Here is an 11,087-nt window from a genome sequence, read left to right on the forward strand (position 1 = left end):
TTGTGGAATTCTGTACCTACAATTGTAATTTTGTAATTACCCGCCATTGCTCCGTTGTCTGGAGTAATGCTTGTAATTGTTGGTGTTTTTTGTTCTGGCGGTGCGTTGTATGTGAAGCCAGCTGCTTTAACTACTTCATTGTTTGCACCATTCGATACTTTGACATCTACCGCTCCGGCTGTTTGCGCTGATGGTACCAATGCGCTCAACTCTGTCGCAGATACAAATACCGTTCTTACCTCTGTATTGCTAATAAATACTTTAGAGTCTTTAGTAAAACCTTTGCCAGTAAGTGTAATGTAATAGTTACCTGCCATAGCTCCATTGTCTGGAGCAATTTTCATAAGTTCAAGTTTGTCAGGAACTGGCGGCGCATTATATGTAAATGCTCCTTCTGCCGTTACTTCAGACAAAGTGCCATTAACAATTTTCACGGCCACAGGACCATGTACAGTACTTGTTGGAACTAGCACACCAAGTTCTTTATTGGTAATAAATACAGTTCTAGCTGGAACGTTGTTAATGCTAACGACCGAACCACTGTGGAAGTTTTCCCCTGCAATCGTTACGTAATATTGACCTGCCATATCACCTTTATTAGGCGTAATGCTCGTAAGTACAGGCACTGGATGCAGGTACTCATAACCTTGGTTTGCTACAGCTTTCTGCGTATCTGGATTAGTTACGGTAACATTAACCTTTCCTGCTTGACCGGCTGGAGCTGTAACAACCAACTTTTCCGAACTTACAAACTCTACATTTGCTACTGCGTTATTACCAAAGGAAACAGTAGATGTAGATTTGAAGTTTTTACCGTTAATTGTAATCGTTTCTCCACCCTTGCTAGCACCTAGGTTAGGCTCAATAGATGTTACTTCGGGACCATAAAGAGATACATCGATAGTCGGCTGGTTCACTTGGAAATTTTGCTGTTGATCCAAATGATTCTTATAACTTACTTGGATCGGGCCTTCCCCTAGAGAAAGCTTTCCAATGGAACCATTTTGTTTATGCTTAACTTTAAATGTAAGTGTTAATAACTCTTCTTTCAGCTCATTAAACTTCCAAGTCATTTTATTACCTGCTACTACTGGTGCAGGAATGTTATGTTCGTACGATCCAGGAACGATCTCGAATTCAGGAGACACAACATCCTCAATCACTACGTTATAGGCACTTGCAATACCGATTTCTTTCGAAATTGTTTCATAGACTTGTTTCAATCTCTCAGAGCTATATTCAATGTAATGATGCTTTTCAGTTGTAGCCATGTTTTTCATTAGTTGCTTTATGCTCTCGTTATCTTTGCCACCTTGAGTCAATAAACCAACCGTATAGAAAACAATACCTTCATTTTTTGCAGCTTCAGCTTCGAGAAGCGCTTTTGGGAAAGAGTCCGCTGCACCATCCGTCATCAATACAATAACTGGTTGTGCATTTGAACGACGATTTTTCAATTCTTCTCTTGCTTTAGCAATAGCATCATGAGTGGCTGTACCGCCACCTGCAGCTAAAGTTTCAATGTAAGCATTAATTTCTTGAGCATTTGTAGATAAAGGCTTAGTGCTAGCTGAACTACTATAGTCAACTATACCAACTTGGTGTTTCGTTGGGTCAAGCATCTTCGTCTGCTCAAGCATATTGACGAAATGTTGTGCTGCTTCTTTTGCATTTTTCATTTTATCTTCGCCGTTGTTTGGAGCATGACCAGCCCCCATACTCCCCGAACGGTCGATAACGAGAATCACATCATTTGGCTTTACATAACCAACTGGCGGGCTTCCTTTTACTTGCAAGGTAACTTCAGCTTCCTCGCCTTCTTTCATTTGTGCCGCTGCTGATTTGTTAACAGATACCGTATGAGTTCCTGTTGCGGCTGAAATTGTTGCTAGTGGCAAACTAGTAAATGCTAATACAAATACAAGCAACATTGCTAGCCATCTGGACCTAAATAAACGCACGGTAGTTCCCCCTTAGTTGTTTATTGTTTTCTATCCAGGAAAAAGGATTCCTGGGTAGCTTGATACCGTTGATATTGATTATTTGCGGCTTGCTTCCTATCTAGCAAATCCATTTTGTTGCGTAATTGTGACTGTTCGAATTGAATAATATCTATGAGTTGATGATGATAACGCTGAATTTCTTGCAAATCAGTTTTGTGTTCAGGATTGATGGTGTACCTGCCCAATTCTTCATAGCATTCATTGATATAGGAAGAAACTTGTTCATAAGCTTCGAAAGAAGGCTCCTTAAGGATCTCTATATAGTAGTCCTTGAGTTTCACAAGTAACGCTGTTACCCGATCCTTCGCATTCTCAGACAGTAACATGCTGTCCACTCTTCCGAACGATTAATAATGCCTCTTTCCACGTTTCCACCATCTCTTTAGAGAATTCCAGCACATCATCTAATAACTGTTCATTACGTTGAATCATGAAATCATTCAAATGACGCTGATAAAACATATACAAATCATATAATTCTCGAGCGATCGCATGCTCCATATTCAATGTGATTGTAAGCTCATTAATTATATCTCTTGTCTTATATATGAAGCGATTCATTTCCTCAAATTGTTGCTGAGCAAATAGATGTTTCGCTTTCAGCAGGGACTTGACCATTTCTTGATATAACAACAAAGTCAATTCACCTGGGCTAGCTGTCTCTACCTTCACTTTCAAATACTGATCTTGCTGCTTAGCGTTATACATCATCATTCATCTCTCCATCAGTCAATCTTGTATTGCGTCACATTGCGCCTAACTGCTGCGATAACCAACTTCCTTTATTGTTCAACCCCTGAAGCGACTTTTCCATTGCAGTAAATTTCTTATAGTAACGATTTTCAATATCCATAAGGCGCCCCTTAATGTCTGACTCCTTACGGGTTAATGCTCTTAGTTCTTTACCCATTAAACTTTCATCCATAGATTCCATGGACACAGAAGAAGAGCCTATTCTCTTACCTATGCTATCAATTCTTTTCGTGGCCATTTCGTAAACACGTTCTGCAAACCCCTGCTCACTTCGTCTAATTGCCGTATTAGCAGCTGAGTCTGCTTTTGTGTTTGATGTTTTAGTAAATAGTGTAACTACTTGATCAAACTTTGTATTAAGCGCTTCGTCTAACTTAGCCTCATCAATTTCGAGCTTACCATTCTTCTTATAGTCCAAAGACTGCTTAATACCGATATCTGAAAGAAGCTTAATATCATCCTTGCCCACACCTGTTAGAGGAGTTCGGAACGCCACTCGCAGCTCACTTAAAGCACTCTTTAGAAAATCATCACTATAAAGAGTTCCTTGTCTCGCCTTCTTTTCCCACTGTTCAATTTGCTTGTCTGACATTGCCTCACGCTCTGCATCAGTAAGCGGTTGATAGCTGCGGTTCGGGCGAGTCGTAGTAGATTCAGAGAACTTGTCTACTAAATCATTATATTTAGCTATAAAGTCCTTAATCTTCTCTTTAACACCAGTTCGGTCTACATTCGTGCCCAACGTAATCGTCCCCGTGCCTTTCAAGGCTAGCGAGATACCATTAATATCGACATTATTACTAGACGATGTAATTTCTTTTTGGCCGTTAATGGTATATACAGCATCTGTACCAGCGACCGATGCAGCGTCCATATTAAGTATGCTTTTCAAGCCAGTACCACCGACAGTAACTTTTGCAGCACTGCCCAACTCCGTAGAGCTTAGCATGAATCGCTTCGTATTCTCATCAAAATACGCACGCACACCTGTATCAGCTGAGGCAGCATTTATATCATCAACAATCGATTTAACTGTTGAAGTGCCTGCCGTCACGGTAATTGTTGCATTCGTTCCATCTTTCTTTTGAATCGTGAACGTTCCGCTCGTATTAACTGGGTCTTTTAGATCATGAGTAACAGGGTCACCAATTACTAATGCTCCAGTAGCTAGATTCTTCACTTCTACTACGGCACCAGTCGCAGTAGGTTTATTTGACAACACATCTGCAACATTAGTATTAGAAGAAGTAACTTTTACTTTTGTAAATTCACCTTGCATTCGCAAGTCCGTAACACTATTTCGCAACGCGAGCATTGTCGTATTGGCTGAACGATACTCTTCTCGCTTCCATACAAGAGACTGCTTTTGACGATGCAGCTTATCCAGTGGAAGTCGCTCTGCTTTCATTAGATCGCTTACGAGCTTATCGATGTCCATACCAGATGAAAAACCACTCACACGAATGGGTCCACCTATTGGCATAATCTTCTCCTCCTCACTTAAATTTTTTCATCAAGAAACAGACCATTCTTTACACAAAGGTTATACATCATGTCCAGCATTTTCTCGCTAGGTATTTCTTTAATAACCTCATCTGTGTTGCTGTCAACAATCGTTACCATGATGGCATTCATGTTGTGATGCATCTTAACTTTGATATGAGTCTGATTTCCCTGCATCGCATTGTTGAACTTATCTACAAGTTCTTCTACTGTATATTTCTTCTTAACCTCAGTGCTTGCCAGCTCTGTCGTCATGCCCGCCTCATGTGAAGTCGAATCTGAATTGCCTGAAGGGAACATGGACAATACCGGTTGAACAGAGTCAATCCGCATTAATTCCACCTCATGCTTCTACATAGAATAAGTAAAAAATACTCTAAGCATAAAAAAAGCCGGCCGGAAAACCGGCCGGCCTTGTCCCGAATTAACGGAGCAATTGCAGAACACCTTGTGGCTGCTGGTTAGCTTGCGCCAACATTGCTGTTGCAGCTTGGTTAAGAATGTTATTCTTCGTGAAGGTACTCATTTCTTTCGCCATATCTACATCACGGATACGGGATTCAGCTGCCTGCAAGTTCTCAGCTGTTGTACCCAAGTTGTTGATAGTGTGCTCCAGACGATTTTGAACAGCACCAAGGTTAGAACGAAGCCCGGATACTTTGTTAATTGCTTCTTGGATCTTCGTCAAGTTATCTGTAGCTTTAGCGTTGAGTTCTCCAGCGCCAACTTTCTCAAGATCAGTCAAAGTTGCAACTCCAAGTGTCGCTGCGTCTGCTTTCTTAAGGTCAACAGCGATTGTTTCTTTTTCGTTAGCACCAACTTGGAACGTAAGTGTAACATCATCAGCCAAAAGTTTCTTTTGGTTGAATTGTGTTTGCTCAGCAACGGAGTCAATTTGTGCAGACAATTGTTTAATCTCAGTATCGATCTTAGCAGCATCTGAAGTTGTCAACACTTCGTTCGCACCTTGAACCATCAACTCAGACATACGTTGAAGCATAGCGTGAGTTTCGTTCAATGCACCCTCAGCAGTTTGAATCAAGGAAATGCCATCCAAAGAGTTCTTGGAAGCTTGCTCCAAGCCACGGATTTGGTTACGCATTTTCTCGGAGATTGCAAGACCAGCTGCATCGTCAGCAGCACGGTTGATGCGGAATCCAGAAGACAATTTCTCCAAAGATTTACCTTGTTGAGTGTTGTTGTTAGTCAATTGGCGGTGTGCATTGTAAGCACCCATGTTGTGATTAATACGCATTGTTAATTTCCTCCCTGGAATCGTGTTATGGTGCTCGCTTCCTTGCTTACACCCTATTGGTCAGCGTCTGTTCTTCGGCCGATAGAATCATCCGCCTGACCTACTAACTTATATATCGGTAATAGTTTGTCGAAGTTTATAGCAAAATCGTCTTTTATTCAACTTTTTTCTGCAGCATGGCCCCTATTATTTGAAGATGTTCCTTGGATATATCAGACATTGCGGCTAGTTCATTCTGCTCTTTAATGCTCTGGTATATTTCTTCTCGGTAGACAGAAACATCTGAGGGTGCCTCGATCCCAAGTCTTACTTGATCTCCGTTCACTTCTACCACCGTTAAGACAATATCTTGCCCAATCATTATTTTCTGACCTTTGGCTCTGGTTAGGACCAGCATTTTATCCCCTCCCTATCGGATATTGCAGTTGATATTGCGGCCCGTCTAGTATGACTTGTGCAGCTTGGTTATTATCCATATTCATGATAAGAGGAGCCTTTAGATTGATCGTTGTATGGTTATCCGGTCTAGAGGTCAATATCACGCGTACCAAGACCTGTTCCTCCCTTACGATGCCCAGCAATTCCTTAGTGTCTTCACTCAAGTCAATCTCATACTCAAGAGCAAATAAAAAGGGATCTACCATCATAAACGATATATGTTCATCTGATGTGCTCTGCAAACATTCTATCGGCAAATCAGGTTCAATATTATGTACCCATACATATTTCTTAGATTCCGGAAACCCTAAAATACCTTTCTGAAACGAGATGATGTCCGTTTCACTAATATCCATTAAGCCAAATCGAGCCGATTGTACTTTCATCCTTGTCCCTCCCAAAATAAAATAGCTATAAAGAACATCAAGCGTTCTATATAGCTATTTCATACTCTTTATACTACTGCATCCAATTGTTTACCACTACTCGAGAAGAAAATATAATTCTTTTGAATCAAGTACGGGTTTACCTTTCCCGGATAGTAATCTATCTTAGGCTCCGTGCGCTTAAAGCTAAATTGAACTCCACCAGGACTCCATTCCGTCTTTAATTCACCTGGATGATATTCCACATCAACATTATCGTAACTTGCCGGCCCAGCTATTTCAATTGGAAATTGTCTGAACATGCGCTCTCTCGCAATCTCCGCAAATGCATTTTCTTTGTTGTGAAATGCCATCATTCGATCGCCCTCACTAGCTAAATTGGCGATATTTTGCATTGAGATTTGAAGCGACTCTTGGGCAATTCGATCCGTTACTTCTTCAAATCTGGCTTTCCCTAGGGCAGACCATGCTTTTCGTGAGTCAATTTCCAATTTTCCATCTTTGTGATCCAATTTTACTGCTACTTGTTGCTGTGTAATTTCCAACTGAGGAGGTGGTGTCTCAATATTTAACTTTCCCGCTTCACGTTCCAAGCCGATTCTAGAAAACTGTTGATTTATTTGGATTTGAGGGATATTCATAATCTATCACCCTAACGTAAGAAATCCAACAGACTTGGACGGGAGATACGTGCAATTGTGTCTAGAGATGCTTGGAAAATGCTCTCCGCTGTTTTCAACTCTGTGATTACCTTTGGCATATCAATGTCTTCTGTTTTGGATTGTAAGGAAATATAATTAAGATTCAAATCCTCCAAGCGACTCGTCGTAAATTCCAAACGATTCTGCTTAGCCCCTACTTCCGCTTGGGCAATGACGAGTTTTTCAAGGGATCCTTGCAGCTTAGGAATAGCACCCGCAACCCCTGCCGAATTATCATTCAACAGTGCTGTTTTCATATCATTAACGATTTTAAATAAATTGTCCGAATCGCTATGTTTACCGAACACTTTATCCCCTAACATGTTAACGTCGACATAAATCCCTGCACCTACTTGATATTGTACAACACCGTCATCTAAGCTATAAGGTTGAGTGGCCGGATCTTCAGGGTATGGCTGTTGATCTGTGCGCTGCCCGTTGAAAATATATCTACCCTTGAACTGAGTATTTCCAAGTGAAACCAAGTGTGTGTAAAGCTGCTCCACTTCCCGCGCAATATTTTCGCGAGCATCAGCGGGGACCGTATCTGTACTACCCTGTACAGCCAGCTCAGAAAGCTTCTGAACAATTTGAGTAGCTTCATTCATTACGGTATCTGTAAACTTCATAAACGAATCCGCATCTTCCACATTTTCTGTGAACTGTGTCGTAGAACTAATCTCCGCACGATAGTGCAATGCACTTGCCACGCCGACAGGGTCATCAGAAGGGCGGTTCAAGCGGCGGTTCGTCATGAGCTGTTCTTGATATTTGTCCAGACGCTTATAGTTATTCTGCAAATTCTTCATCATGGAACTGCTCATCATCGATTGTGTTATACGCATGTTACTTTTCCTCCTTATCTGCCGACGACGCCGGTGCCATTAATGAGCTTGTCCAGCATTTCGTCCATGGTTGTAATAATTCGGGATGAAGCGCTGTATGCATGTTGGAATTTAATTAAATCCGACATTTCCTCATCCATCGATACGCTGCTAACTGCTTGACGCAAGCTGTCCGCATGATCCGCAAGCAGCAAGCTGTTCTCTACCATTTTCGTTGCATGATCGGCATCCGTACCGAGCTGCGCTACGACCGACTGCACATAGCTGTTAATCGTCGCGGATTTCGTAACTGCTCCTGGTTGTGAGAAGCTATATACCTTCTCCGCCAAGCTGGAAATAAGCAAAGCCATATCGCCGTTACCTTGCAGCGGAACTTCTTGCGTAGTGCCATTTGGACCTTGACGTACTTCTGTACGCATCGATGCCGCAATGTTCTTTACATCACTCAATATGTCGGCACTTACTCTTAAATTGCTAGCAGTGATTGGTCCACCATTCTGCGATACAAAGAAGTCTCCGCCTTGCTTCGCAGGCTCCGACAGAGCATAGCCTAACTTGTGCAAACCATTAAGACCATTCACGGTATACTTCGTATCGTTCATCAGCTTACGTGGGTTTGAAGGATCCGTAACTGCATTTGGTATGGATACCCCTGAAGGTAAGATAGTGCCCGCTGGCAAGGTAACTTCAACTGGCCCATTCGCAATCGTATTCGCGATGATGTCCAATTGACGTTTATACTCTGCCACATGGATATCTCTCGATTCCACGTAACCTTTAATCTCACCATCTGTTAATGCACCAATGTCACCATCAGTAATTTGCGTCATCGCCATATTGTCGACCACAAGCGTGCCGCCAAAGGTTACCTGATAGCTGTCTTCTCCTTCCACAACATTCACGTTGCCAAGTCCCGACAGCTGGTCAACCAGTAAATCCCGCTTATCGCGCAAATCGTTGGCATTGTCGCCAAGACCTTCGATGCGCTTAATCATCTGTGTCAGATCCGAAATTTGAGTAATATAGTTGTTGGCTTCGCCAATCTTAACGTTGATTCGCTCAGTCAAGTTATTCTCAAGTACATTCAATTGGTTGGAAATATGATTGAATGTCTCCGTCAATGCAATTGCCTTCTGCTGTACAACGGTGCGTGCAGAGAGATCGGAATTGCCTGGATTTTTGCTTAACAGCTGCCAAGCATTCCAAAACTCAGATACACTCTTCGCCAAGCTATTATCGGAAGGTTCGTTGAATACGCCCTCAATGTTGCCAAGCGTCTCCTGCTTCACCTTCCATGTGGAATGAACCGTATTCTGATTGCGATATTCAATATCCAGCAAGAAATCGCGTACGCGGCGAATACTGTCTACCTCAACGCCCATCCCCAATTGATTCGGGTTTCTAGACGAGTTGTACATACCGGGATAATCAATCGGACGTGCAGCCGTTAGTCTTGCCACTTGACGGGAATACCCTGGCGTATTCGCATTCGTAATATTGTGACCTGTTGTGCTGATGGACGTCTGGTGGGCCATAATGCCCCGCTTACCAATCTCTAATGTATGAAAAGTCGAACGCATCGCTCGCTTCCTCACTTTCTCCGTAGCTTCGCACTTCAGCTTTCTATCTTTTATCTAGTAGGTAAAGCTGTACCTTTATAACCTGTTTTTATCCTTGCTTTTACGCTCTTGTGTCGAACATGCTGCGCGGTGTGCTCGAGCTGGCTTGTGCTGGATGCTGATAGACAACCTCATCCTCTGGACGGCTCATATACAGATTCAAGGAATATTCGACAAAGGATAAAGATTGCTGCAACAGCTCCTGGATAATGACATTGCTTTCCTTCAACTTATGCAGGGTATCGGACAAATCCCGCTGTATATTCAGCAGCTCCACGCGTTCCTCAGCCTGGAATACAAGCCGAGCAATTTCCGTCACCGTCAAATTCAACTGGGATCGTATGCCCTTCTCCTGTATGAACTCCTGTGCTGCCTGCAGCCGCTCCTCATCCGCCTCCGCAACCTGTTTCAGCAATCTGGATTCCTTCGTCATCAGCTGCGACAAGCCATCCACATCATTCTTGATGATCACTTGCTTCTTCTCTTCTGCAATATCAAGCAGCTGCTTGTGCAAATCGTTCAGAAGTGCTAGTGATTCCATGATTCGCTGCACACTCACACTTGTTCCTCCACTCATTCGTTCTCTTTACGGAACAAGGGAAGCAGCTTCTCTGCAATCTTGTCCGCTTCCACATGATAGGTTCCGGTAGATACCGCCTTCTTCAAATCTGCAATGCGTTCACTGCGTGCAGGATCATGTACCCGGTTCTGTGCTTCCAGCATTTCCTGTGCTTCTGTCGAGATGATCAGCTCATCCTTGCGGGAAGGCTTTTGCGATACACGGTTCATTGCCTGCTGTTTCTGATAATATTGGACCGCGCCAAGACGCTGTGTTTCATTAATTTTCATCCCAATTCACCTCGTTCCATAAGACAAACTTATATCGTTATCCATCATTGATGAAGCACTCATTACATCATCAATCTTGCCTATTGACTGCTCCATTACTGCTTCATTCCATCTTATCAATAAGAAAAGCCGATAACCTTTACTAAGATTATCGGCGCAGTGTCAAGAATTATTTAGATGTATTGTCATGAATATTATGAACTTAATCTAAAAAATCTCATTACAGAGAGTTTTGTTATTGACAAACTCCAAATTTGAATTATTCACGATCCCGCTTCGTATCAATGACCCGGTAGGCGCCATCCCCTATGCGAGGAGCTTCCTTCCCCTCTTCTGCACCAACTACTGTCTGTGTAAGCTCCTTCACAAGGCGACTTCGACAAGATTCGCACATATTCCCTTCGCGAATAGGCTGGCTGCAAATTTCACATTCATACGCCAAGTTCGGTGCTTGGTATGTGGAAATGCGTCCTTCTTTAATAAAACGCGTGATTTGACGAACGCTTACTTCTGTTGCTTCACTCAGCTCCTGCATCGTGGCTTGACGCGTTTCACGCAGATAAGCAACACAGCGTTCATACTCCTGTTCGATTTCTTTCAAGCAGTTTGGACAGAGATCACGGAATGCCTTGGCAAAAAGTTTTCCGCAGCGCAGACAATTGCTCAGCTCCATGTCATTCGCCTCCTTCGATGCTTCATTTCTTCATCATATATCAATATCCGGCAGATGACGAG

14 protein-coding genes are annotated in these 11,087 nt (G+C 42.7%); all 14 read right to left on the reverse strand.

Going from position 1 to position 11,087, the window contains the following annotated elements:
- The coding region (locus ABN764_RS06765; protein ID WP_446671397.1) for an IPT/TIG domain-containing protein at positions 1–1,931 on the reverse strand (1,931 nt) is incomplete at its 3' end.
- Positions 1,932–1,981: 50 nt separating this feature from the next.
- A complete protein-coding gene (locus tag ABN764_RS06770) occupies positions 1,982–2,329 on the reverse strand; it encodes a hypothetical protein (protein WP_446671398.1) in 348 nt (115 codons plus the stop codon).
- On the reverse strand, positions 2,316–2,717 hold the full coding sequence (gene fliS, locus ABN764_RS06775; protein WP_446671399.1) for a flagellar export chaperone FliS: 402 nt from the start codon (positions 2,715–2,717) through the stop codon (positions 2,316–2,318). Before fliS ends, ABN764_RS06770 begins: the two co-directional genes overlap by 14 nt.
- Before the next feature lie 31 nt (positions 2,718–2,748).
- Entirely contained in the window at positions 2,749–4,239 is a 1,491-nt protein-coding gene (gene fliD, locus ABN764_RS06780; RefSeq protein ID WP_446671400.1) for a flagellar filament capping protein FliD, read from the reverse strand.
- Between the two features lie 17 nt (positions 4,240–4,256).
- Positions 4,257–4,592 carry a flagellar protein FlaG gene (locus ABN764_RS06785; RefSeq protein ID WP_446671401.1) on the reverse strand — a complete coding sequence of 112 codons (336 nt, stop codon included), beginning with the start codon at positions 4,590–4,592 and terminating at the stop codon, positions 4,257–4,259.
- 91 nt (positions 4,593–4,683) lie between these two features.
- On the reverse strand, positions 4,684–5,514 hold the full coding sequence (locus ABN764_RS06790; protein WP_446671402.1) for a flagellin N-terminal helical domain-containing protein: 831 nt from the start codon (positions 5,512–5,514) through the stop codon (positions 4,684–4,686).
- 154 nt (positions 5,515–5,668) lie between these two features.
- Positions 5,669–5,911, reverse strand: a complete 243-nt coding sequence (gene csrA / locus ABN764_RS06795; protein ID WP_268624060.1) for a carbon storage regulator CsrA — start codon at positions 5,909–5,911, stop codon at positions 5,669–5,671.
- Between the two features lies 1 nt (position 5,912).
- Complete coding sequence (fliW, locus tag ABN764_RS06800; RefSeq protein WP_268624061.1) at positions 5,913–6,338, reverse strand: flagellar assembly protein FliW; 426 nt, start codon at positions 6,336–6,338, stop codon at positions 5,913–5,915.
- Between the two features lie 68 nt (positions 6,339–6,406).
- Positions 6,407–6,979, reverse strand: a complete 573-nt coding sequence (locus ABN764_RS06805; protein ID WP_446671403.1) for a DUF6470 family protein — start codon at positions 6,977–6,979, stop codon at positions 6,407–6,409.
- Between the two features lie 11 nt (positions 6,980–6,990).
- The gene (gene flgL, locus ABN764_RS06810) at positions 6,991–7,884 is read right to left on the reverse strand and encodes a flagellar hook-associated protein FlgL (RefSeq protein ID WP_268624064.1); all 894 of its coding nucleotides are present in this window, start codon (positions 7,882–7,884) and stop codon (positions 6,991–6,993) included.
- Positions 7,885–7,898: 14 nt separating this feature from the next.
- The gene (gene flgK / locus ABN764_RS06815; protein ID WP_446671404.1) at positions 7,899–9,464 is read right to left on the reverse strand and encodes a flagellar hook-associated protein FlgK; all 1,566 of its coding nucleotides are present in this window, start codon (positions 9,462–9,464) and stop codon (positions 7,899–7,901) included.
- 100 nt (positions 9,465–9,564) lie between these two features.
- Positions 9,565–10,062: a flagellar protein FlgN gene (locus ABN764_RS06820; protein WP_446671405.1), complete on the reverse strand. Its 498-nt coding sequence runs from the start codon at positions 10,060–10,062 to the stop codon at positions 9,565–9,567.
- A gap of 14 nt (positions 10,063–10,076) precedes the next feature.
- Positions 10,077–10,352, reverse strand: a complete 276-nt coding sequence (gene flgM / locus ABN764_RS06825; protein WP_446671406.1) for a flagellar biosynthesis anti-sigma factor FlgM — start codon at positions 10,350–10,352, stop codon at positions 10,077–10,079.
- A 259-nt stretch (positions 10,353–10,611) separates the two neighbouring features.
- Positions 10,612–11,025 carry a TIGR03826 family flagellar region protein gene (locus ABN764_RS06830; protein WP_268624068.1) on the reverse strand — a complete coding sequence of 138 codons (414 nt, stop codon included), beginning with the start codon at positions 11,023–11,025 and terminating at the stop codon, positions 10,612–10,614.
- Positions 11,026–11,087: the final 62 nt, after the last annotated feature.

Origin of the sequence: Paenibacillus wuxiensis, assembly GCF_040195695.1 — a bacterium.
Taxonomy (GTDB): domain Bacteria; phylum Bacillota; class Bacilli; order Paenibacillales; family Paenibacillaceae; genus Paenibacillus_B; species Paenibacillus_B suaedae.